General features: G+C 67.8%; 18 protein-coding genes. 6 read left to right on the forward strand and 12 right to left on the reverse strand.

Annotation, left to right across the window (positions count from 1 at the left end):
• Window positions 1-9 precede the first annotated feature (9 nt).
• The 3 genes from ACWPOB_RS07310 to ACWPOB_RS07320 form a co-directional block, all read right to left on the reverse strand.
• Entirely contained in the window at window positions 10-2,331 is a 2,322-nt protein-coding gene (locus ACWPOB_RS07310) for a cytochrome P450 (RefSeq protein WP_455400371.1), read from the reverse strand.
• A gap of 248 nt (window positions 2,332-2,579) precedes the next feature.
• Window positions 2,580-4,007 (reverse strand): rifampin monooxygenase, encoded by a 1,428-nt coding sequence (rox, locus tag ACWPOB_RS07315; RefSeq protein WP_455400372.1) that lies wholly within the window; start codon window positions 4,005-4,007, stop codon window positions 2,580-2,582.
• Between the two features lie 361 nt (window positions 4,008-4,368).
• Window positions 4,369-5,040, reverse strand: coding sequence for an IclR family transcriptional regulator (locus ACWPOB_RS07320; RefSeq protein WP_455400373.1), 672 nt, complete (start codon window positions 5,038-5,040; stop codon window positions 4,369-4,371).
• A gap of 139 nt (window positions 5,041-5,179) precedes the next feature.
• On the opposite strand from ACWPOB_RS07320, the gene ACWPOB_RS07325 reads away from it, so the two are divergent.
• Together ACWPOB_RS07325 and ACWPOB_RS07330 are read left to right on the forward strand one after the other, a co-directional pair.
• Entirely contained in the window at window positions 5,180-5,959 is a 780-nt protein-coding gene (locus tag ACWPOB_RS07325; RefSeq protein ID WP_100055099.1) for an acetoin reductase, read from the forward strand.
• A 31-nt stretch (window positions 5,960-5,990) separates the two neighbouring features.
• Complete coding sequence (locus tag ACWPOB_RS07330; protein WP_455400374.1) at window positions 5,991-6,116, forward strand: hypothetical protein; 126 nt, start codon at window positions 5,991-5,993, stop codon at window positions 6,114-6,116.
• Window positions 6,117-6,287: 171 nt separating this feature from the next.
• Here ACWPOB_RS07330 and ACWPOB_RS07335 read toward each other — a convergent pair whose 3' ends face one another.
• The 6 genes from ACWPOB_RS07335 to ACWPOB_RS07360 are packed head-to-tail and all read right to left on the reverse strand — an operon-like array spanning window position 6,288 to window position 12,070.
• The gene (locus ACWPOB_RS07335; protein WP_100055100.1) at window positions 6,288-6,797 is read right to left on the reverse strand and encodes an SRPBCC family protein; all 510 of its coding nucleotides are present in this window, start codon (window positions 6,795-6,797) and stop codon (window positions 6,288-6,290) included.
• Window positions 6,794-7,744 (reverse strand): alpha/beta hydrolase fold domain-containing protein, encoded by a 951-nt coding sequence (locus ACWPOB_RS07340; RefSeq protein ID WP_455400375.1) that lies wholly within the window; start codon window positions 7,742-7,744, stop codon window positions 6,794-6,796. Before ACWPOB_RS07340 ends, ACWPOB_RS07335 begins: the two co-directional genes overlap by 4 nt.
• Complete coding sequence (locus tag ACWPOB_RS07345) at window positions 7,741-8,595, reverse strand: short-chain dehydrogenase/reductase (RefSeq protein WP_100055102.1); 855 nt, start codon at window positions 8,593-8,595, stop codon at window positions 7,741-7,743. The genes ACWPOB_RS07340 and ACWPOB_RS07345 overlap by 4 nt, the downstream gene beginning before the upstream one ends.
• Window positions 8,592-10,106 (reverse strand): flavin-containing monooxygenase, encoded by a 1,515-nt coding sequence (locus ACWPOB_RS07350; RefSeq protein ID WP_455400376.1) that lies wholly within the window; start codon window positions 10,104-10,106, stop codon window positions 8,592-8,594. The genes ACWPOB_RS07345 and ACWPOB_RS07350 overlap by 4 nt, the downstream gene beginning before the upstream one ends.
• 12 nt (window positions 10,107-10,118) lie before the next feature.
• Window positions 10,119-11,183 carry a PDR/VanB family oxidoreductase gene (locus ACWPOB_RS07355; RefSeq protein WP_455400377.1) on the reverse strand — a complete coding sequence of 355 codons (1,065 nt, stop codon included), beginning with the start codon at window positions 11,181-11,183 and terminating at the stop codon, window positions 10,119-10,121.
• Window positions 11,180-12,070, reverse strand: coding sequence for a metal-dependent hydrolase (locus tag ACWPOB_RS07360; protein ID WP_455400378.1), 891 nt, complete (start codon window positions 12,068-12,070; stop codon window positions 11,180-11,182). Before ACWPOB_RS07360 ends, ACWPOB_RS07355 begins: the two co-directional genes overlap by 4 nt.
• Before the next feature lie 107 nt (window positions 12,071-12,177).
• On the opposite strand from ACWPOB_RS07360, the gene ACWPOB_RS07365 reads away from it, so the two are divergent.
• Window positions 12,178-12,813, forward strand: coding sequence for a TetR/AcrR family transcriptional regulator (locus ACWPOB_RS07365; protein ID WP_455400379.1), 636 nt, complete (start codon window positions 12,178-12,180; stop codon window positions 12,811-12,813).
• Here the strand turns inward: ACWPOB_RS07365 and ACWPOB_RS07370 are convergent.
• The 3 genes from ACWPOB_RS07370 to ACWPOB_RS07380 all read right to left on the reverse strand — a co-directional run bounded on the left by ACWPOB_RS07370 (window position 12,801) and on the right by ACWPOB_RS07380 (window position 17,193).
• Window positions 12,801-14,294 (reverse strand): aldehyde dehydrogenase family protein, encoded by a 1,494-nt coding sequence (locus ACWPOB_RS07370; RefSeq protein ID WP_455400380.1) that lies wholly within the window; start codon window positions 14,292-14,294, stop codon window positions 12,801-12,803. The two genes, ACWPOB_RS07365 and ACWPOB_RS07370, sit on opposite strands and share 13 nt — an antisense overlap.
• The gene (locus ACWPOB_RS07375) at window positions 14,291-15,823 is read right to left on the reverse strand and encodes an acyl-CoA synthetase (RefSeq protein WP_455400381.1); all 1,533 of its coding nucleotides are present in this window, start codon (window positions 15,821-15,823) and stop codon (window positions 14,291-14,293) included. The genes ACWPOB_RS07370 and ACWPOB_RS07375 overlap by 4 nt, the downstream gene beginning before the upstream one ends.
• A 179-nt stretch (window positions 15,824-16,002) precedes the next feature.
• Window positions 16,003-17,193, reverse strand: coding sequence for an acyl-CoA dehydrogenase family protein (locus ACWPOB_RS07380; RefSeq protein ID WP_455400382.1), 1,191 nt, complete (start codon window positions 17,191-17,193; stop codon window positions 16,003-16,005).
• Window positions 17,194-17,356: 163 nt separating this feature from the next.
• Between ACWPOB_RS07380 and ACWPOB_RS07385 the strand changes: the two genes are divergently transcribed.
• From ACWPOB_RS07385 to ACWPOB_RS07395, 3 genes are all read left to right on the forward strand, one after another.
• A complete protein-coding gene (locus ACWPOB_RS07385; protein ID WP_455400383.1) occupies window positions 17,357-18,049 on the forward strand; it encodes a TetR/AcrR family transcriptional regulator in 693 nt (230 codons plus the stop codon).
• A gap of 629 nt (window positions 18,050-18,678) precedes the next feature.
• Window positions 18,679-20,025: an MFS transporter gene (locus tag ACWPOB_RS07390; RefSeq protein ID WP_455400384.1), complete on the forward strand. Its 1,347-nt coding sequence runs from the start codon at window positions 18,679-18,681 to the stop codon at window positions 20,023-20,025.
• A gap of 82 nt (window positions 20,026-20,107) precedes the next feature.
• Entirely contained in the window at window positions 20,108-21,649 is a 1,542-nt protein-coding gene (locus tag ACWPOB_RS07395) for an acyl-CoA synthetase (protein WP_455400385.1), read from the forward strand.
• Window positions 21,650-21,861 lie beyond the last annotated feature (212 nt).

Below are 21,861 nucleotides of genomic sequence, written 5' to 3' on the forward strand. Positions count from 1 at the left end.
GTCGGTGATTCAGAGTCGCAGGGCCAGCCGGTCGCCACAGGCACGCGAGCAGCAGGTCATCATCTGCCGGTTCGCCGCCCGCTCGGCCTTGGTCAGCACCGTGTCGCGGTGGTCGACCTCGCCGTCGAGGACGGCGACCTCGCACGAGCCGCAGAGGCCTTCCTCGCAGTCGCTGGGTACGTCGATGTTGTTGGCGCGCAACGCGTCGAGGACGGTCTGGGTGGGTTCGACCCGCACGGTCAGCCCCGAGTCGCGCAGTTCGAGGTCGAAGGCGTGCTCGACGTCCGGATCGAGCGCCGCGAGGGACGAGGTGAAGTGCTCGACGTGCAGTGCCCCGTCGGGCCAGTGCCGGCTCGCGTCCTCGAGTCCGGCGAGCAGCCGACCGGGCCCGCACGCGTAGATCTGGGCGCCGGAGGCGGGCTCGGCGAGCAGGGTGGCGAGGTCGATCCGGGTGCCTTCCTCCGACACGTGCAGGGCGGCCCGGGCACCGTGCCCGGCGACACGATCGAGATAGGCCATGCCGGAACGGTTTCGACCGCAGTAGTGCAGTTCGTAGCTCCACCCCCGGGCGCGGGCGTGGTCGGCCATGGCCAGGACGGGGGTGATGCCGATGCCGCCGGCGACGAACACGTAGTGCTCGGCGGCGGGGTCGAGCGCGAAATGGTTCCGAGGACCGCGCATCCGGAGCGGGCTTCCCACCTCGAGCTGTTCGTGGACGTAGCGCGAACCGCCGCGGCTCTCGGGATCCAGGTGTACGGCGATCTCGTAGGTCGGCGCGTCGGGCGCGCCGCACAGGGAGTACTGGCGCGACAGCGCGCCGAGGTCGAGGTCGATGTGGGCGCCGGGAGTCCACGTGGGCAGCGTCTTTCCGCCGGCGTCGCGCAGGACGAGGCGCAGCACGTCGTCGGCGATCCGGTCCAGGCGCTCGACGGTGACGGTGCGAGACACCGCCCGGGTGGCGGGTTCTCCGATGGTGACCGGCTGATGCCGGTGCAGCACAGCAGGATCGGTGCGCTCGGGATTCACCTGCGGATCCCACTGCACCCACACGTGGTCGGGTCCGCGGAAGGACGTGTTCGGCAGGTAGGTGAACTCCTGGTCGGGTACGAGTTCCATGTGGGGAAGCCGCGTGGTGAGCTCCTCGAGGAAGATCTGCATCTCCATGCGGGCCAGGTTCTTGCCCATGCACTGGTGACTGCCGTACCCGAAGGTGAGATGGTCGCTCGAGTTCGGGCGCCGGATGTCGAACTCGTCGGGGCGCTCGAAGTGGCGCTCGTCGTGGTTGGCGGACGCGTTGACGACGAGCAGCTTGGCGCCGGCGGGGATGTCGACGTCGCCGATGCGGGTGTCGGCGGTGGCCACCCGTCGCCACGCCGCCACGGACCCGGAGTGGCGCAGGCACTCCTCGACGGCGTTGGGGATCAGCGACGGATCCGCGCAGATCTCCTCCCACACCGCGCGGTTCTCGAGCAACAGCTTGAACGCGTTCGCGGACGCGTTGGCCGTGGTCTCGTGCGCGGCGACGATGCCGGCCATCATCATCGAGTGCAGGTAGGAGTCGGTGACGACGTCCGGCATCTCCCGCTGCTTGCGGATCCCGTAGGGCATCCAGCCGTGTCCCGACGGGTCCTGCCGCATCTTCTCGAGCACCGTGCCCGCGTACTGCCAGAACCTGCCGACCGCCTCGGCGACGGCCACCTGCTCCTCGGGCGCGGGGCGGCCCCAGGTGTTCACGGTGTGCGCGATCGAGTACTTGCGCATCGTCGCCATGTCCTCCTCCGGCACGCCGAGGAAGTGCAGGGCGACGGTGAGCGGAACCTCCCACAGCATCTCGTCCACCAGGTCGGCCTTGCCGGATTCGACGAAACGGTCGACGTATTCGCGCGTGAGCCGTCGCACCATCGCCTCGTGGTGCGCCAGTTCCTTCGGGGTGAACGGGTCCATGAGCGCGCGACGGCGCGGCATGTGGGCGGGCTCGTCCTCGTTCACGAGGGTCCGGGCCATGGCGTAGTCGTACCGGGCGAGGGTGGCGGTGGCCTCCGCCGAGACGGGAGTGATCTTCTCCAGCGCGACCGCCGGCGAGAACAGGATGTTGTCGCGGAACACCGCCTTCACATCCTCGTACCGGGTGACGACCCAGTAGCCGAGTTCGGGGCTGTAGAACACCGGCTCCTCGTCGCGGGACCAGCGCAGCGACTCGGCCGGATCGGTCTGGTACGCGGAACCGAACGGATCGAACGCCGCGGCGTTCGCCGACACCGGGCAGCCGCCGGCCAGGGCCGCGTGATCGACGGGACAAGCCGACGCCGAAGTCGGAACTGATGCACTCATGCTGACACCGAAAACCTCTCCAACAGCACTGTTACCTTTATCGAACAGTTTCGTCCTATAAACGGACAAGCAGCAGAGTAAGCGGCGTCACAGAAGAGGTCAAGCCGGATCCGCGGTCACAGCAGCCGGGCCCACGTCCGCCGGACTCTCCCGGCGCCCACGCGGCCGCCGCCACCCCGAGCATCAGGACCGGATGTCACGAGCCGGTACCCGAGGCAGGTCCTGCCCCTTCGAGCACCTCCGCGCGCTCAGCCGGCGGCAGCGCCGAACCACTGGGTCAGCCGGCCGAGCAGATCCTGTTGATCGTCACCGGCCCACGCCACGTGGCCGTCGGGCCGCAGCAGCACCGCGGGCACATCCAGTTCCTCGCTGACATCGACGACGTGGTCGACCCGGTCTGCCCAACCCACCACGGAAAGCCGCCCGGTCTGGTCGAGGAGCAGTCCGCGGCCGCCGTGCATCAGCTCGTAGAGGCGACCCTGCTTCAGCCCCACGTCCCGCATCCGCCGGCCGAGCAGGTCGTGCCCCTCACCGAAGTCGTAGCGGACCCCGACCGCGGTGATCATCTCGGTGACGTACCGGTTCACCTCCTCGAAGTCCATCAGCTTCGAGAACAGCTCCCGCAGCGCGATCACACCCGGATCGGTTCCCATCAGCGTGATCTGCGCGCGGGTGTTCTCCAGCACGCGGGCGCCCACCGGGTGCCGTTCGGCGTGGTAGCTGTCCAGCAGTCCCTCCGGTGCCCAGCCGCCCACTTCGGCGGCCAGTTTCCAGCCGAGGTTGAACGCGTCCTGGATACCGAGGTTGAGTCCTTGCCCGCCGGTCGGCGGGTGGATGTGCGCCGCGTCGCCGGCCAGCAACACCCGGCCGACCCGGTAGCGCTCGGCCTGCCGGGTGGCGTCGCCGAACCGCGACAGCCAGCGCGGCGAGTGCGCGCCGAAGTCGGTGCCGGCGATCGCCCGCAGCTGCTGCGTGAACTCGTCGAGGGTCGGTGCGGCCGCCCGGCCCTCGGCCACCCCGTCGGCGGGCACGATGACGCGGTACGCCCCGTCCCCGAGGGGTACGGCGCCGAACCGCAGATGGGTCTTGTGGACTTCCGCGACAACGGCGGCCACCGTCGCCGGGTCCTCGGTCAGCTCCATCTCACCGAGCAGCGTCTCGACCTTGCTGGGCTCGCCGGGGAAGCCGACGCCGAGCAGCTTGCGCACCGTGCTGCGGCCGCCGTCGCAGCCGACGAGGTAACGCGAGCGCAGCCGGGTGCCGTCGGCCAGCTCGGCGCTCACCCCGTGGTCGTCCTGGCTCAGCCCGACCAGTTCGCAGCCGCGCCGGATCTCGGCGCCGAGTTCGAGGGCGTGCTCGTTGAGCAGTCGTTCGGTGACCGGCTGCGGAGTGGCGAGGCCGTACGGGTGCGCCGTGTCCACCCGGTCCGGCCACGGCTTCATGATGCCGCCGAAGAGACCGCCGACCCGGAACTTCTCACTGACCGCGAGGAACCGGTCCAGCAGGCCGCGTTGGTCCATCATCTCGACGCTGCGCGCGTGCAGGCCCTGCCCGCGGGACTGCGCGGTCGGCTCCGTCGCCTTCTCGAGCACGAGCGTGTGCACGCCGTGCAGCCGCAACTCGGCGGCCAGCATCAAACCGGTCGGTCCGCCACCGGTAACGATCACATCGATCATGAAAATCCCCCGTTCGACAACGTTGTATTTCGGCCGGCTGCCCCACGCAGTCCGGCGGGCCCGCACACCCGCACCCGGGCGCCGGGTGCCCGCAACCACCCGCGTCCTACCGGCGGTTGGACGCCCACCTCGCGAATCTCCCGTTTCCGCAGGTTCCGGCTTCGGCTGGCGATTCTGCAGCACGACCGGGGTCTTGCGGCAAGGCCCCCCGCGCGCTATATGTTGAAAGTGGCAAGGAGCCGATGGCCTTCTTGCCTTTGCCTTCTCGGCGCCGACCACAGTTCCGTTGATCTCCGGGCCGACTGATCTCCGGGCCAACTGATCTCCGGGCCGACGGCCGGGCGAACGGGCGATGGGAGTGTCAGTCGGTGAGCAGAGCGCTCAGCCGTGCTGCCGCGTCACCGACCGCGAGGGCCGCGGCATCGACGTCGAGACCGGCGATGGCCACCACCCCGACGCTGCACTCGAGGCCGGCCCCCCGCGGCGCGCGCACCCCGGCGGCGACGCCCACGGCGCCGCGCTCGAGCTGTCCGCGCGTGACGCTGTAGCCGAGCGCCCGGGCCTGCTTCACCGCTTCGGGGTCCCGCGCGTCCTCGGGTCGCAGTGCGAGGATCGCGATCCCCGCCGCACCGCGGTCGAGCGGGTGCCGGTTGCCCACCCGGTATCCCACGTGCAGGAGCGCCCCTTCCGGCTCCGCGACGAGGATGACGATGCACTCGTCCCCCTGCGCGGCGGACACGAAAGCCGTCGCCTGCGTGCGCTCGGCCAGGTCGTGCAGCACCGGACCGGCCGCATGCTGAAACTGGGGCACGAACCGCGACGCAAGGACGGCAGCACCGGCGCCGAGCCGGATCCGGCCGTCGTCGGCCCGGACCACCAGCGCGTGCGATTCGAGCGTTGCGACGATCCGGTAGGAGATCGCCCGCGCGATCCCGAGTTCCTTGGCGAGGTCCGCGACCGTGATACCGGCGGGCGAACGGGAGATGATGTCGAGCGCGCGCAGACCACGATCGAGGGTCTGCAGCGTGCTCATGGGTTCCTCCGTCCGTCGTGCCGGATCCGACCCTACCGGCGCGGGCGCCACCCCCGATGCAGCGCATTGCAACGCTTGAGCACCCCCCGCCGCCCTGGTTGCCTTCGAGTGACACAGGTCACTATGGACGGGAGCCGGTATGAGCATCGAAGGCAAGGTCGCGCTGGTCACCGGCGCCGGGCAGGGCATCGGACGGGCGATCGCGCTGCGGCTGGCGGCGGACGGTGCGGACATCGCACTGCTCGACGTCGACGGCGGCAAGCTCGCCGCGGTCGAGGACGAGGTGCGGGCCGCCGGCTCGAAGGCGATCTCCGTCGTTGCGGACGTGACCGACCGCGAGCAGATCCGAGCCGCCGTCGACCGGACGGAGACCGAACTGGGCGGGTTCGACATCATCGTCAACAACGCCGGCATCGCACAGGTGAACCCCATCGCGGACGTGACACCGGAGGAGGTGTCCCGGATCATGGCGGTCAACGTCGAAGGCGTCCTCTGGGGCATCCAGATCGCCGCCGCCAAGTTCCGCGAGCGCGGGCACGGCGGCAAGATCGTCAACGCGTCCTCGATCGCCGGCCACGAGGGCTTCGCGATGCTCGGGGTGTACTCCGCAACCAAGTTCGCCGTACGGGCGCTCACCCAGGCCGCGGCCAAGGAGTACGCGTCCGACGGAATCACCGTCAATGCCTACTGTCCCGGCGTCGTCGGCACCGACATGTGGGTCACCATCGACGAACGCTTCGCGGCACTGACCGGGGCTCCGAAGGGAGCGACGTTCGAGAAGTTCGTCGGCGGCATCGCGCTCGGCCGCGCGCAGACGCCGGAGGACGTCGCGGCCTACGTCTCCTACCTGGCAGGCCCGGACTCCGACTACATGACCGGCCAGTCCGGGTTGATCGACGGCGGCCTGGTCTACCGGTGAGCCGAATCCGCTGCACTGGAAGGAGATTTCCTTGTTGACCGGAGCGGTACGGGCACTGGCGGTTCCCCTGCTCGTGTTCCTCGACCACGTGATGGCGCCGAAGTACTCCCCCGAGCTGTTCGCCCTCTCCGAGCAACTCGCGGACCGCACCGACTGAGGGGAGGTGTCGATCCCGTCGGGTTCCGGCAGGTTCGGGACCGGCAGCGGCTGGTGGACCGGCACTTTCGCCGACAGGAACCGGCCGGGGAGCCCAGGCACCGATGACGTCGTCGAGTTCGTCGCGGCGCCGCCACCGCCCGCCGTCGGGTCACCGAGGTCCTTCTGCTGATCAGGGGGTACGCCCCGCGTGGTGTTCGGTCAGGCTCCGGCGGATCAATCCCTTCGTGAGGTGCGCGAGCGCGAGAGTCAGGCCGGAGCCGGTCGGCTTGTGCACCAGTGCCGGCAGCACGGGGTTCATCGCGGCTCTCCACGTGAATCGCGTGCCGGTGCCGTCTTCTTCGAGGAGGTAGTCCTCGGCGAACGCACGGCACAGTGGCCGGTTGATCTCGGTGGCGCTGAACGTCATTCTGCGTTCGTGGTCCCACCGGTAGAAGCGTTCCTTGATGGTCGTCGAGCCGAGGAGGGTCACATTGCGGATGGTGCCGACTCCCCGTGGCGTCGTGTGATCCCACTGCACGGCCGTTACTACAGGGCTCCATGCCTGCACCGCGTCGTCGGCCACCAGTGACCGCCAAAGCTGTGACGGGGACCCGGGAACCGTAATGGCGTACGTGGCACGCACCGGTGCCGTGTCGAAAAACGTGTCGTCCGTAGCGGCGAGCGTGTGCCAACTGGTCATGCTGCTTCCTCTTCCAGGATTTCTGTTCGAAGGTGCCCTTGCAGGAAGGCCGCGGCGTCGACGAGCGCTGCGCGCGCTTCGGGAAGGCGCCGGCACATCGAGACGAATGAGTGCACCTGTCCCGGCACAGTGATCGCGGCAGCGGTGGCCCCGGCTTCGAGCAAGGCCTGGTGGAGACGTGCGCTGTCCGAGCCGAAGCACTCGGTCGAGCCGACATAGCTGACGAGAGGCGGCATCTGCGCCAGAACGGAGGCGGGCGCCTGCAGGACGTTGACGTGCGGTGACGACAGGTCGTGAGTATCGAGATTGCTTCGCGCACAGCACTGAGCGAATGCCGGCGGTAGGAACGGATCGCGGTGGAGCGCGTCGGCGCGGAGAGCGTCCGTGCAGGAGGGATCCAGCAGCGGAGAGAACAACACCGCCGCTGCGGGAAGGGGTTGATCACACTCGATCAACGTCGTCAGCATGCTCATCGCGAGATGCGCCCCTGCCGAGACGCCGACAAGCGCTGTTCGTGCAGGAGGATAGCCTCGTGCAATCAACGAGCGGTACGCCGCGAGCGCATCGGTTCGAGCCGCGGGGAATCGGTGCTCGGGTGCTCTGCGGTAGTCGGGAACCAGCACGCGGTGCCTTGTCGCGGCAGCCAGATCAGAGGTGACCGCCCGCTCGAGTCGAGCTGATCCCGCGACGTAGCCGCCCCCGTGCAGGTACAGGATTGCCGCGTCGTCTCGGGCGTGATCGGGAACGATCATCTCGCCGGGAACGGTGTCGCGGAAAACCCGCGTGCCGGGTGCCGCGCGTAGTCCGCCGATCGCGGAGCCGGCGGCGACGACGCCACGAAGCAGCATTCGCCCGGGACCGGAGGGCGCGAGGTGCTCGAAGACCGGGCGCAGAAGGGTATCCGTGCCCGACGCGAGCACGCGACTGCGGCGGGTGACGGTGGTCATGCGTCGGCCACCACGCGCCGTTCGAGGTCCTCGATCAGCGCATGCACTGTGCGGTCCCGCACGAGCCAGCGGTCGATCAGAGGGTTCACCATTCCGCGCAGGACCGAGTACACGCCCCATAGTCGCGGGGTGACGATGCGTGGCGCTCGGTGCTCGATTGCGCGCACGGTGACGGCAGCGGCATGTTCGGCGCTGACTCGCCGATTCATCGGCCACGGCAGCAACTCGCCGACTCGGGCCCCGAGCGGATCCCGGTCGAGGGTATTGCGGGCCAGTTCGGTGTCGACGAACCCGTAGTACGCCACCGACGCGGTGGCGCCGGTGCGTGCCAGCTCCAGGCGCAGTGCCCGCCCCAGTTGTTCGGCGGCAGCCTTGCTGGCCATGTATGCGGCACCACCGAGCCCTGGGCTGAACGCTGCCGCGGATGCGACGACGACGACGTGTCCGCGCCGGGCGACGATGCTGTCCAGGGTGGGCCGGACGGTGTTGAGCGCGCCGGTGAGGTTGACTGCCATCACACGGTCGAACTCGGCCAGGTCGACGGTCCGCACCGTGGCCGGAGGTGGGGTGATACCGGCGTTGGCGATCACCACGTCGATCTGCCCGAATTCTTCCGAGGCGCGGGCAACGACGGCTGCCATCGCGTCACGATCGGTTACATCGGCGACTGCGACGAAGGTGCCGGTGGAGTCGAGCGTCGTGGCCGCGGCCACCAGTGTGGCCTCGTCGCGGTCGACGAGCACGACCCGGGCGTCGCGGTTGCGTAGTTCTCGGGCCAGGGCCAGCCCGATGCCTTGTGCTGCGCCGGTGACGAGGACGACCTTGCCCTTCAGGTTCAGTACAGGCGTCATGCCGGTACCTCCACCGAACGACGGCTGCGGGGCGCCGGAGTGGGTGTGCGGGCGGGCCCGATTCGGTAGTCGGTGAGCGCGAACCGCGCCATTCGACGCCGGAACGAGGCGTTGTATCCGGGCCAGAATGTGAAGTTGCGCCCCGATGGGCTCAGGTAGTAGCTGCTGCATCCACCGGAGTTCCACACCGATCCGGCCAAGCGGCGATCGGTGTACTCGACGAAGTCCTGCTGGACGTCGGCACGAACCTCGATGCTGCCGATACCGTGGGCCTCCATCGCTTCGACGGCGCCGATCAGGTACGCGATCTGCGCTTCGATCGTGACGACCTGGGAGGTGTACACGACGGAGTTCGGTCCCAGCAGCATGAACATGTTGGGGAAGTTCTCGATCGTCGTCCCCAGGTAGGCGGCCATCTCACCACCTGCCCACTGCTGCGCCAGCGTCCGTCCGTCCCGCCCTCGCAGGCGGGCGAAACCACTGTTGTCGGCAAGTTTGAACCCGGTACCGAAAACGATGGTGTCGACCTCGTGCCGAACGCCGTCGGTCGTCACCACGGCGTCGCGTTCGACGCGTTCGATACCCGTGGTGACAACGTCGACGTTGTCGGCCGCCAGCGCCGGATAGTAGGCGTTGGAGAAGGTGGGGCGCTTACACCCGAACGCGTATGTGGGGGTGAGTTTTCTACGAAGCTGCGGATCTCGGACCTGCCGGCGTAGATGCCATCGGCCGAGCGCGCCGGCACCGCGGAGCAGTTCTGGGCGATAGACCAGCCCGGGCACCAGGGCTTCCTGGACGAGGTCCAGCGCTCTGCGCGCTGCGCGCTGGGTGAACGGCAGTCGTTCGAAGACCCGCTGGATGCCTGCGCCGACCGGTCGATCGGGGTGCGGGAGGATCCAGGTGGGGGTCCGCTGGAACACCGTCATGCGGGCGGCGTGTGGTTGAAGCCGCGGAATGAACTGCACGGCCGAGGCTCCCGTGCCCACCACCGCCACACGGCGACCGGTGACGTCGTGGTCGTGGTTCCAGTCGGCCGAGTGATAGGTGGTGCCCTCGAACGAGTCGAGGCCGGGCAGGTCCGGCACCGACGGTTCGCTGAACGGCCCCATGGCGGCCACGAGGATGTCGGCGCTGAACCGTCCCTGAGAGGTATCCAGTCGCCATCGCTGTGCCGGCTCGTCCCATGCGGCCTCGAGCACGTCGGTTCCCAGATGCAGGTGCGGGCGGATGTTGTGTCTGTCGGCGCAGTCCTCGAGGTACTGCTTGATCTCTTCCTGCAGTGGGTAGAGGCGAGTCCAGTTGGGGTTGGGGGCGAACGAGAACGAGTAGAGGATCGACGGGATGTCGCATTGGGCGCCGGGATAGGTATTGGCCTGCCAGGTTCCGCCGAGGGTATCGGCGCGTTCGAATATCGCGAAGTTGTCGATTCCGGCGGCCTTGAGCCGGATGGCGGATCCCAGGCCGCCGAATCCGGCGCCGATGATGGCGATGCGCAGATGTGTATCGGTCATGGTGGGCTCGTTTCAGAGGTCGATTTCGAGGGTGGAACCTGCTGCCCGGGAGACGCAGGGGAGCATCGAATCCGCGCGTTCCTCCTCGAGGAGGCGCGTGTCCCGGTGATCGACGTCTCCGGCCAGGACACGCACTTTGCAGGTGCCGCAGAACCCTTGCCGACATGAGTAGGTCGCCGACGGTACCGCGCGCCTGATTGCCGAGAGCACCGTTTCGTCTGCCGCCACATCGACCGCTGTCCCGGTCCGGACCAGACGCAGTTCGAAGGGATCGCCTCCGACGACGGGTGGAGGGGTGAATCGTTCGGTGTGCAGCGAACATGTGGGCTGTGCGATCGGTGTCCGGTCGTGGGCGTCCTTGATCAGAGGAGCCGGACCGCACAGGTAGATCGCGCCGTGGGGAAGAGCGTGGCCGAGGATTTCGGTGATCGGGGTGACGCCGAATTCGTCGTCGGGACGGATATCGACGCCCGTTCCGGGGAGGGCTGACAATTCGTCGAGGAACGGCATGGTGGCGCGTGTTCTGCCGAGATAGATCAGCTTCCACGGCAGGTCGGTCGCGGCGACGCGGCGGACCATCGGCAGGATCGGGGTGATTCCGATGCCGGCGGCGACGAAGAGGTAGGACGGTGCCGGAGCGAAGGGAAAGGCGTTACGGGGACCGCGCACCCGCAGCACGGTGCCTTCGTCGACGGTGTCGTGCATTTGGGCGGATCCGACGCCGCCCGGGACGCGTCGGACGGCAATTCGGTAGCGGGCTCGATCGGCGGGGTTTCCGCACAAGGAGTACTGGCGTTGCATCCCGGAGGGCAGGAACGCATCGATGTGCGCGCCGGGAAGCCACGCGGGCAGTGGCCGGCCGTCGAGCGCTGCCAGGGTCAAGCCGACCACGTCGTCCGCTTCGGCCGTGCGCTTCTCGACACGTAGCACCCTGTCGAAGTCACGGTGACGAACCGGGGCGGGCCGCGACAACAGCGGAGCGAGTCGGCTCTCGCTGAACAGTTTCGAGTACCCCCGGGCCGCGCGCATCACGGCACCGAGGACGGGAGACGGGGCCGGAGCCATCTCGGTGGTCATGCTGCCGCCTCTCGGGCTGCGGGGGACTGGGCGAGGTAGCGGACGGCCTTGCCGATCTCACCCATCCGAGAGGGATGGAACTTCGGGTTCAAGTACGGGGGGATCTGCTTCGCGAGGAAGGTCAGGCTCGGGATCATCGAGGCCCGGGCCGCGCGTCGGTAGGCGACCGGCCAGGGTCGCCGCCGGGTCTCGGTGGGATCGTTGCGGTACAGGTAGGCGGTGGTACTGAACCACAGGCAGGCCAGGCCTGCGAACGCGATGAAGGCGGTGCGAACGCGGCGTCCGTAGCTGCCGTCCACGTACTGGAAGGCGTCGTAGGCGACGTTGCGATGCTCCATCTCCTCGGCGCCGTGCCATCGCAGGAGATCGAGCATCGTCGGGTCGACACCTCGCCGGTCGAACGGGGCATTGTCGAGGAGCCACTCGCCGACGACAGCGGTGAAGTGCTCGGCGGCGGCGTAGATGCCGAGACGTTCACGAAGCCAGAACCGTCCCGCGCGACCTCGTATCCCGTGGTCGCCGAAGATCTGGTCCACGATGTACTCGATTCGACGCAGTACCGGATCGATCTCGATGCCGTTCTCCGCCAGGTACCTGCGGAATCCCTCGTGGGAGCTTGCGTGGGTGGCTTCCTGCCCGACGAATCCGACGACCTCTTCGTGTAGGCGCGGGTCGTCGATGAGGGGGAGAGCTCGGGCGAAGACATCCGCCATCGCCCGTTCGCCCTCGGGCAGAACAAGGTGCATCACGTTCCAGAACTGTGTGGCGTACGAGTCACCGGGAATGTACTGAAGTGGCACCCCCGTCCAGTCGAACCGGACGTTGCGGGCAGTGATCGCCAGCGCTTCCTCGGTGTAGGGCGTCGGAGCGCAGTGATGTGACGGCATGCCGTGTCTCCTCGGTCGATACGTGTTACTTGTCGATACGGTGAAGATACGTCAGAACATTTCATGTATCAATGTTTCACTCGAACGACGCGGGATAGCCTAGGAAGATGCCTGTCGAACAGCCCCGCACGGCCGGGCCGGCCACCGAGATCGCCGCGACCAACCCACCGGAGATCGAGTCGATCCTCGACGCGGCCGAGGCCCAGTTCAGTGAGGTCGGGGTCCGGTTGACGACCGTCAACGACATCGCGCGCCGTGCCGGCGTCGGGCGGGTGACCATCTATCGCCGGATCGGCGGCCGCGACGAGGTGGCGCAGGCAGTGACGGCGCGCAGCGCCGCGCGCCTGATCGAGGAGGTCGTAGCCGCAGCGCGAGCCGCGCGAACGATCGACGATCTCGTCGGAAATGTGTTCGCGACCACCGTCGGACGCATGCGCGAACACCCGGTGTGGAACCGGTTGCTCGCCCTGGAGGCGGCCGGCTCGCTTCCACGACTGACGACCGACGGTGGTGCCATCCTGGCGACCGCCACCCACGCCGCGGTCGCAATTCTCGAGGAAGCAGTGGAGTCCGGCCTGCTGCCACCCGTCGAGGATCTCGTCGGACGCGCCGAGGTGCTGGTGCGGGTGGCGCATTCGGTCATACTGACTCCACAGGCACTGGTCCCTCTCGCGTCCCACGACGACCTGGTTTCCTTCGCGCGCTCCCGCCTGCTGCCGATCGTGCTGCCTCAGCGCCCGTGACGCAGGCCGAGAACCCGACGCAGCACCGGAAGAACATGCGCCTTGCGGCGCAGCGTGATCAACTCGAACCCGGGCAGCGGAAAACGCTGACGGACGAGACTGCGGGTACGAACGAACTCACGCATCCCATCGACTCCGTGGACGCGTCCGAAGCCGCTGTCGCCGATCCCGCCCATCGGGACCGCACCCATCCCCGCGAAGGCGACGACGGAGTTGATCGAGACCTGGCCGGCACGTAGCTGCCCGGCGATCTCGGCGCCGTGCGTGCGCGAGAACACCGACGCCCCGAGTGCGAAATCACTGGCATTGGCCAACTCCACAGCTTCGGCGACGTCGGCTACCGTCCGCACGGTCACCACCGGCCCGAAGGTTTCCTCGCGTACCGCGGCGCAGTCCTCGCTCGCATCGAGGATCACGACCGGTTCGATGTACCGGTCGCCGACCGATTCCGGTCCACCCATCAGTAGTTGACCACCGGCCTCGACGGCAGCGTCGATGTGCCGCCGCACGACCTCGATCTGGGCGGGCATCGTCATCGGACCGTACGTGGCTTCCGCACCGTTGCCGGGACGCACGTGCGCGAGCTGCCCGCGTAGTTCGGTGAGGAACTGCTCTCCGACCTCACGAACGACGTAGACGCGTTCGACGCCGACGCAGGTTTGTCCCGCGTTCGTGAAGGCACCCCAGGCGACGGCGCGGGCAGCCGCTTTCACATCGGCATCCTCCGCGACGACGACGGGGTCCTTGCCGCCGCACTCGAGCAACACCGGGGTCAGCGTGCGTGCGCATTGGGCCATGATCTTCTTGCCGGTACGCGTCGAACCGGTGAACCCGATCTTGTTCACGCCCGCGTTGCAGAGCAGCGCGCCGGTTTCCCCGAACCCGGTGGTCAGTTCCAGCACACCCAACGGCGCATGCGGATTGGCGTGGTAGAACGCCTCGACGTACCAGGCGGCCACGGCCGGCGTGTATTCACTCGGTTTCAACACGACAGTGTTCCCGGCGGCAAGTGCGAACGCCACGGAGCTGTTCGGCGCGTAGAGGGGGTAGTTCCACGGCGAGATGATGCCGACTACCCCGACTGGCAAGTACTCGACGGCCGTCGCATAGTTCGCGAAGAGCAACCCGGGACTGGATTTCGGCGGCCGAAGCGCACGGGCGGCATTCTCTTCCGCCCAGCGCATGTGCTCGACGGCCAGGACGACCTCGATGAAGGCGTCGTCGCGGGGTTTGCCGTTCTCACGATGGATCAACTCGATGATCTCGTCGGCGTTCTGCCAGATCCGTGTCCGCCACCGCCGCAGATGGGCGGCTCGGCCGCGCAGTCCCTGTCGCTGCCACCAACGCGAAGCGGAGCGCGCGCGGTCGACGCGCAGCTGCACATCGTCTTCGCCGTGAACGCGGAACCGTTCGATTTCCGCATCGGTGGCCGGATCGAGAGATCGGAATTCGTTGCCGGGCAGCGTGATGTCGTTCTTCATTGCGCCCGACCGGAAAGATTCTCTCGGAGTTCGCGCTTGAGGATCTTTCCTGCGCCGGACATGGGAATCGAGTCGACGAAGTCGATGCTGCGGGGTGTCTTGTATCCGGCGATGTGCTGCTTGCAGAACACCTGCAGCTCGTCGACGGTGACCTGTGCGCCCGCCGTCGGCACCACCACGGCATGAACCGTTTCGCCCCAGATTTCGTGAGGCAGACCGACAACCGCGGACTGCGCGACCGCCGGATGCTTACTCAGCACACTCTCGACCTCGGCGGAATACACGTTCTCGCCGCCGGTGACGATCATGTCCTTGATGCGGTCGACGACGAAGACGAATCCGTCTTCGTCGAGGTAGCCGCCGTCGCCGGTGTGATACCAGCCGTCCCGCAACACCGCTGCTGTCTCGTCGGGCTTGTTCCAGTACCCCTGCATGACGTGCCCACCGCGCACGCAGATCTCGCCGACCGTACCGGTGGGGACGGTGTTTCCCTCGACGTCGACGACCTCGAGTTCCGAGTGGGGCGCAGCCTGTCCCCCCGATCGCAGCCTGGCGCCTGTGTGATCATCCGGCAACAGGAGCGAGGCGACCGGAGCAACCTCGGTCATGCCGTATGCCTGAGTCATCCGCACACCGGGGAACATTCGCAGGATGCGGGTCGCCAGCCCTTCGCCGATGGGCGAACCGCCGTAGAGAATCCGCTGCATCGACGACAGGTCGTGCTCGCTGATCGCGGGGTGATCGACGAGTAGCTGGAGCATCGTCGGGACGAGCAGAACATCGGTGGGACGATGCCGCTCGATCGCCCCGAGGACCGCGACCGGGTCGAAGAACGGGACGATGATGTGGGGACCACCGAGCATGACCTGCCCTGCCCACGCCGCCAGGTCGGCCAGGTGGAACATCGGGGCGGCGTGGAGTAACCGTGCGTCGCCGGACAGCAATTCGCCGGTGGCGACCGTTCCCAGTGCCGAGGTGACCATGTTTGTGTGGCTGAGCATCACGCCCTTGGGGAAGCCCGTTGTTCCGCCGGTGTAGAAGATGCCGGCCAACTCGTCCCCGGACCGTCTCGCATCCTCCACCGGCGTGGTGGACGAGATCAGTTCCTCGTACGAGACGGTGCCCTCCGGGGCAGCGTTCTCGCCGCAGTACACGATTGTGCTCAGTCCGGGACATGCAGCGCGAAGCGCCGGGATCGCAGCGGCGAACGCGTCGTCGACGAGGAGGACTCGGGTTTCCGAGTCGTTCAGCGAATAGGCGATCTCCGCGGGGCTCCAGCGGATGTTGACCGGATTGAGCACCGCGTCGGCCCACGGGACCGCGAGGAGGTACTCGGCGTACCGGTCGCTGTTGAGCGAGAGCATCGCGACGCGATCGCCGGAGGAGACGCCGAGGCTGTGCAAGCCACCGGCGAGACGGGCGATCCGATCGATGTGCTCGCGGAAGGTGCGCGTTCGATCGCCGTAGATGGTGGCGGGCGAGTCCGGGGTGCGCTGAAGGACGCGGTGCAAGCCTTGTGTCAGATACATCGAGGCTCCAAGGGGTCTGGGTGAAAAGCGTCGGTGAGGTGAAAACGTGTCGGGCGGCCTTGCCACTACTCGAAGACGCCGCCGGAGGCCGCTTTGTCGATCAGGCTCTGCGGCCCGCTGAACCGGCTCCCGTATGGGGCCTCGCTTCGGTGCTCACAGCAAGTCCTTCCCGCAGCGTCTTACAGCGATCGAGCGATGATGTCCTTCATGACCTCGTTGGCGCCGGCGTAGATCTTCTGGACACGGCTGTCGGTGAACATTCGTGCGATCGGGAATTCGGTCGTGTATCCGTAGCCACCGAACATCTGCAGGCATCGATCGACGATCGCGCACTGTTGGTCGCTGGTCCAGTACTTGGCCATGGCGGCGGTGGGCACATCGAGCTCACCGCGCAAGTACCGGGCGATGCAGTCGTCGACGAACGTCCTCGCTATGCGAGTGATCGTTGCGCACTCTGCGAGCTCGAACTTCGTGTGCTGCATGGCCATGAGCGGCTTGCCGAAGGCGTGACGTTCCTTGGTGTACGCGGTGGTCACCTCGACCGCGTGCTCCATCATCGCGACGCTGGCCACGGCGCAGATCAGGCGTTCGTTGGGGAGTTGCTCCATCAACTGGACGAAACCGCGACCTTCGGCCGGGCCGAGGAGGTTCGCTGCCGGGATGCGCAACTCCTCGAAGAACAGTTCGGCGGTGTCCTGCCCTTGCTGTCCGATCTTGTGCAGCACACGCCCTCGCTCGAAGCCGGGCGTATCGTCGGAGACCTCGGCGACCAGCAGGGAGATTCCGGAAGCTCGGGCGCCGGCGTCGGTCTTGGCGGCGATGATCAACAGATCGCAGTTTCGGCCATTGGAGATGAAAGTCTTTGCGCCGGAGACAAGATAGTCGCTTCCCGAGCTGATTGCCCGCGTGCTGATCGCCTGCAGATCGGATCCGGTTCCGGGTTCGGTCATCGCAATGGCGCCGATCCACTCCCCGGATGCCAGTTTCGGCAACCAGCGTTGCTTCTGCTCTTCGGTGCCGTACGCGAGGATGTAGTGCGGAACGATTCCGGTGTGGACACCGAGCTGTAGCGCACTGTCGCCGGCCCGGACCTGTTCCTCGAACAGGATCGCTTCGTGCGCAAACGTTCCCCCGCCGCCGCCGTACCGGTCAGGCACGGACATGCACAGAAGTCCGAGTTCGCCGGCCTTGCGGTAGACGGATCGATCGGGGAAGCCCTGCTCGATGAACTTGGACTCGAGTGGTGCCACCTCCTTGGCGAAGAAGTCGCGAGCAAGTTCTCGAACGGCTGCGAGATCGCTCGAATCAGGTGCTGTCGTGAGTGCTGATGACACGGCGCCTCCGGTGTCGCGCAGATCGGGTCGGTTCATGTCCCGCGGATGCCCCAAAGTAACCAGCTTGTTGGCAGACTGTCAATAACGCTCCGGGCCGATAGCGCACGCGAGTACGCTCCGAGCGCTGGGCGCGGAGGGGCCGGCTGTCTCGGCGGATACCGTGGAATGAGCGCGACGTGTGAAATGGGAAGGTAGGGCCATGAGCTCGGACGTCGAACCTCGACGGCAGCGCCTCGAACCCGACGCGCGCCGTCGCCAGATCCTCGAGTGCGCAATCCGGTTGTTCGGCGAACGACCATTCGCTTCCGTCTCGACCACGGAGCTGGCGAAGGAGGCCGGGGTTGCGCGAGGGCTCATCAACCACTACTTCGGGAGCAAGCGGGACCTCTACCTCGAAGTGATCAAAGCGATGGTCACGGTTCCCCCACCCGACCGCGTCGCCGTTCCCCACGGCACACTCACCGAGCGAGCGGACGCATTCATCGAGTGGTTCCTCGACGTCGTCGAACGCCACGGCAAGACCTGGCTCGTCGCGGTTGCCGGCGGAGGCATGGCAAGCGATCCGGACGTCGGGAAGATTCTGAGCGATGCGGACGATCTCGCAGCGGATCGCCTGCTCGAAGCCCTCGGACCGACGATCACCGATGCGGAGGCTCGGACGCTCCACCCCATGATCCGTGCATACGGGGGCCTGATCAAATCAACGAGCCGGGAATGGGTCGAACGCCGAACGCTCACCCGACGGCAGGTGCACACGCTGCTCACCGACACCCTCATCGCCATTCTCGAGTCGACCGTCAGGTCATCACCTCGTGCCGGGGCAGCGAACGGCACCGGCCGCAACACAGCACGGCCGGACGCCCGCGATGCGCGATCTCACCAGAGCCCCTGAAGAGGCTTCTCAAGCACGGACCGGTGAAGGGGACGGCTGGGGCCCGCTCCTCTCTCCGTTTCTCGAGAATCCCGACGTCCCGTTCCGCCACGCGCAGACCGACCCGGCGCACCCACCCCGGCTCGCCGTCGGCCGCGACGACGGACCTCGACGCCCCTCCGCTGCGCCGTGCGGATCTCCTCCCGATCGCCGGCCGGGACCTGCTGCTCGTAAACGTGGCGGTGGCGGCGGTCGCCATCGGTGTGGCGGGGCGATTGATCATCCGAGCGGGCCGAGTAAACAGTCGGTTGGCTGAGCTCTCGGACGACGAAGAAGGGATTCCCGGCCCCGCCGCCCGCCCCGTTCCCCCGCCGCACCCCCGGACGACAAGCGGTTTCCGCCCGCGCGGACGGGGGGTTCGGGCAGGCGGCGCGCGATCCCTCAGCGCTGTGTCTTTACATCTTCCCAGTTCGGACCGGCGAGGAACGCACGCGTGGCGGCGCCGATCCACCCAGCCCTCGGCCGAGGGTCCCCCGCCGGGACCCGCACCCCGCCCCGGCGTGCGTTTGACTTTGTGTGGCGTGTCACATAACTTATCGCCTGCTAACCGAACGATCGATTGGCTACATACGTTCGCAGGAAGGGCAGCCATGGCCACCCCCTCGGTTCCACAGGCGCAGGAGACGGCGCCCAGCTCTCCGCCACTCGCCGCCCCGCCGCACTCTCGCCGGGCGGCTCGCAAGGCCGCGTTCGCTGCCGCGGTGTCGACATCCCTCGAGTGGTACGACTTCTTCATCTATGCCACCGCCGCGGCGCTCGTGTTCAACAAGACGTTCTTCGCCACCGGCAGCGAGGTCGTGGCCGCGCTCAATTCGTTCGCCACCGTCGCGGTCGGCTTCGTCGCCCGCCCCATCGGCGGGATCGTCTCGGGCCACTTCGGCGACAAGTACGGGCGCAAGCCGGTGCTCGTGACCGCCATCCTGCTCATGGGTGTCGCGACCACCCTGATCGGCTTCGTGCCGAACACGTCGATCACCTGGCTCGCCCCCGCGATGCTCGTCCTGCTGCGTATCTGCCAGGGCCTGGCGGTCGGGGCGCAGTGGGGTGGCGCGGTCCTGCTGGCCACCGAGTACGCCCCGGCCCATCGCCGCGGCTTCTACGGAAGCTTCGCCCAGCTCGGCATCCCGATCGGCGTGGTGATGGGCAACGCGGTCTTCCTGGCGGTGGCGTGGGCGGTCTCGCCCGAGGCGTTCACCTCGTGGGGCTGGCGCGTGCCGTTCTGGATCAGCCTGTTCATGCTGTTCGTCGCCTTCGCAATCCACCGCTACCTCGAGGAGACCCCCGAGTTCCAGCAGGTCGAAGCCAAGCTCGCGGCCGCGCCGGCCCAGCGGCGTTCCCCGGTCCTCGAAGTCCTCCGGCACAACAGCGGCACCGTGCTCATGGCCGGCGGCACCTATCTCGTCGGCATCGTGATGTTCTACATCACCATCACCGGCTCGGTACAGGTGGCCACGACGAACCTCGGCATCGCCCGTTCGGACGTGCTGGCGATCATCCTGATCGCCGCGGGTGTACTCGTGCCGATGGTGCCGCTGACCGCCTACCTGTCGGACCGCTACGGCCGCAAGCTGATCTACGGTATCGGCATCGTCGGTATGGGCCTGTGGGCCGTGCCGATGTGGCTGCTCATCGGGGCGTCCTCGGCGGAGGACATCCGGCCGCTGGCCGTCGCGCTGATCGTCTCCTGCGTGGTGATGTCGTTCCAGACCGGGCCGCAGGCCGCCCTGTTCGCCGAACTCTTCCCCCCGGAGATCCGTTACTCCGGAGCGTCCCTGGGATACCAGGCGGCAGCGATCCTCGGCGGCATGGCTCCCATGGCGATGGTCGCGCTGATCAACGGCGAGGTCGCCAACCTCTGGCGCGTGGGGCTGCTCATCGCGGCGCTCTCGGTCCTCGCCCTCGCCTGCCTGGTGGCCCTCGCCCGTCGTCGCGCCTGATCTCCCGGCGCCACTGATCTCCCGGCGCCACTGACCTCCCGGCGCCACTGACCTCTCCGCCCGAACGAACACTGGAGACCCCATGTATCCCGGTGCCTACCTCGACACCACGCCGCACAAACCCGCCGTGATCATGGCCGACACCGGCCACACGGTCACCTTCGCCGAGCTCGAAGCCAACTCGATCCGCATCGCCCGCCACCTCCGCACGCTGGGACTGCGACGCGGAGACCACGTCGCGGTGCTCGCCACCAACACTCCCCGGGTGTTCGACATCTACTGGGCGGCAATGCGGTCGGGCCTCTACGTCACGATGGTGAACTGGCATCTCACGCCCGGCGAGGCCGCCTACATCGTCGACGACTGCGGCGCGAAGGCCGTGATCGTCGACGCCGCGCTGGAGGAGATCGCCGGCGTGCTTCCCGCCCTGCTGCCGAACACCGAGCACCGGCTCGGCTTCGGCGGCACGCTCCCCGGCTACGCCGACCTGGACGCGGCCGCGGCCGCCGAGTCGGATGCGGCGCCCGCCGATCAGCCCCGGGGGGCGGACATGCTCTACTCGTCCGGAACCACGGGCCGCCCCAAGGGCATCAAGCCCGCGCTGCCCGACCGTCAGGTCCACGAACCCGGTGACACGATGACCGCCATGAACGCCTCGGTGTGGGGCGTGAATCCGGAGACGGTGTACCTGTCCCCCGCACCGCTGTACCACGCGGCACCGTTGCGCACCTGTGCCGCGGTGCAGGCCCTCGGCGGCACGGTCGTCGTGATGGACCGCTTCGACGCCGAGAAGGCCCTCGAATACATCGAGCGGTACCGGGTCACCTACAGCCAGTGGGTGCCCACCATGTTCGTGCGCATGCTCAAACTTCCGGAGAACGTGCACTCCCGCTACGACGTGTCCAGCCTGCAGGTCGCCGTGCACGCCGCGGCCCCCTGCCCGGTCGAGGTCAAGCGGCAGATGATTGCGTGGTGGGGCCCGATCCTGTCGGAGTACTACTCCTCCACCGAACTCAACGGCCTCACCCTCGTCGACACGGAGGAATGGCTGCGCAAACCCGGCACGGTGGGCCGGGCCGCGCTCGGCGTCGTCCACATCTGCGGCGAGAACGGCGAAGAGCTGCCGGCGGGGCAGATCGGCACGATCTATTTCGAACGCGACGTGCTGCCGTTCGAGTACCACAACGCGCCGGAGAAGACCCGCGACGCCCAGCACCCGCACCACCCGGCGTGGACGACGACCGGCGACGTCGGCTACCTGGACGAGGACGGGTATCTGTTCCTCACCGACCGTGATTCGTTCATGATCATCTCCGGCGGGGTCAACATCTACCCGCAGGAGATCGAGAACGCGCTCGTCGAGCACCCCAAGGTCCTCGACGCCGGCGTGATCGGGGTGCCCGATGCCGAGATGGGCGAGATCGTCACCGCGGTGATCCAACCGGCCCCCGGCTTCGACGGCGACGACGCGCTCGCCGCCGAACTGGCCGGCCACCTCCGCGGTCGCCTCGCCAAGTACAAGCTCCCGCGCCGGATCGTGTTCAGTGACGACATGCCCCGGACACCGACCGGCAAGCTGGTCAAGCGCAAGCTGAAGGAGCGCTTCGTCGACACACCGGTGTGACGCCGGGCCGGGAAACCCGGTCGACGACGAAAACGATTCGGCCTGCCGCTCGTTGCGAACGCGGCAGGCCGAATCGTCGTCGGTTCGCGGGTGCGCCCTCGCCGGTTCGGCAGCCCGCAGCCGTCCCGGCCGCAGCGACGGTTCCAGTTCGCTCCACTGCCGCCCGCAGTAGCCGCTACAGCAGACCGTGTCGGCGGCCGCCCACTGCACGA

It is taken from the genome of Rhodococcus sp. 2H158, assembly GCF_053764755.1.

Excerpts from the sequence above, each read along its gene's own strand:
- ACWPOB_RS07310 (WP_455400371.1), bottom strand. The coding sequence starts at position 2,331 with ATGAGTGCATCAGTTCCGACTTCGGCGTCGGCTTGTCCCGTCGATCAC.
- rox (WP_455400372.1), bottom strand. The coding sequence starts at position 4,007 with ATGATCGATGTGATCGTTACCGGTGGCGGACCGACCGGTTTGATGCTG.
- ACWPOB_RS07320 (WP_455400373.1), bottom strand. The coding sequence starts at position 5,040 with ATGAGCACGCTGCAGACCCTCGATCGTGGTCTGCGCGCGCTCGACATC.
- ACWPOB_RS07325 (WP_100055099.1), top strand. The coding sequence starts at position 5,180 with ATGAGCATCGAAGGCAAGGTCGCGCTGGTCACCGGCGCCGGGCAGGGC.
- ACWPOB_RS07335 (WP_100055100.1), bottom strand. The coding sequence starts at position 6,797 with ATGACCAGTTGGCACACGCTCGCCGCTACGGACGACACGTTTTTCGAC.
- ACWPOB_RS07340 (WP_455400375.1), bottom strand. The coding sequence starts at position 7,744 with ATGACCACCGTCACCCGCCGCAGTCGCGTGCTCGCGTCGGGCACGGAT.
- ACWPOB_RS07345 (WP_100055102.1), bottom strand. The coding sequence starts at position 8,595 with ATGACGCCTGTACTGAACCTGAAGGGCAAGGTCGTCCTCGTCACCGGC.
- ACWPOB_RS07350 (WP_455400376.1), bottom strand. The coding sequence starts at position 10,106 with ATGACCGATACACATCTGCGCATCGCCATCATCGGCGCCGGATTCGGC.
- ACWPOB_RS07355 (WP_455400377.1), bottom strand. The coding sequence starts at position 11,183 with ATGACCACCGAGATGGCTCCGGCCCCGTCTCCCGTCCTCGGTGCCGTG.
- ACWPOB_RS07360 (WP_455400378.1), bottom strand. The coding sequence starts at position 12,070 with ATGCCGTCACATCACTGCGCTCCGACGCCCTACACCGAGGAAGCGCTG.
- ACWPOB_RS07365 (WP_455400379.1), top strand. The coding sequence starts at position 12,178 with ATGCCTGTCGAACAGCCCCGCACGGCCGGGCCGGCCACCGAGATCGCC.
- ACWPOB_RS07370 (WP_455400380.1), bottom strand. The coding sequence starts at position 14,294 with ATGAAGAACGACATCACGCTGCCCGGCAACGAATTCCGATCTCTCGAT.
- ACWPOB_RS07375 (WP_455400381.1), bottom strand. The coding sequence starts at position 15,823 with ATGTATCTGACACAAGGCTTGCACCGCGTCCTTCAGCGCACCCCGGAC.
- ACWPOB_RS07380 (WP_455400382.1), bottom strand. The coding sequence starts at position 17,193 with ATGAACCGACCCGATCTGCGCGACACCGGAGGCGCCGTGTCATCAGCA.
- ACWPOB_RS07385 (WP_455400383.1), top strand. The coding sequence starts at position 17,357 with ATGAGCTCGGACGTCGAACCTCGACGGCAGCGCCTCGAACCCGACGCG.
- ACWPOB_RS07390 (WP_455400384.1), top strand. The coding sequence starts at position 18,679 with ATGGCCACCCCCTCGGTTCCACAGGCGCAGGAGACGGCGCCCAGCTCT.
- ACWPOB_RS07395 (WP_455400385.1), top strand. The coding sequence starts at position 20,108 with ATGTATCCCGGTGCCTACCTCGACACCACGCCGCACAAACCCGCCGTG.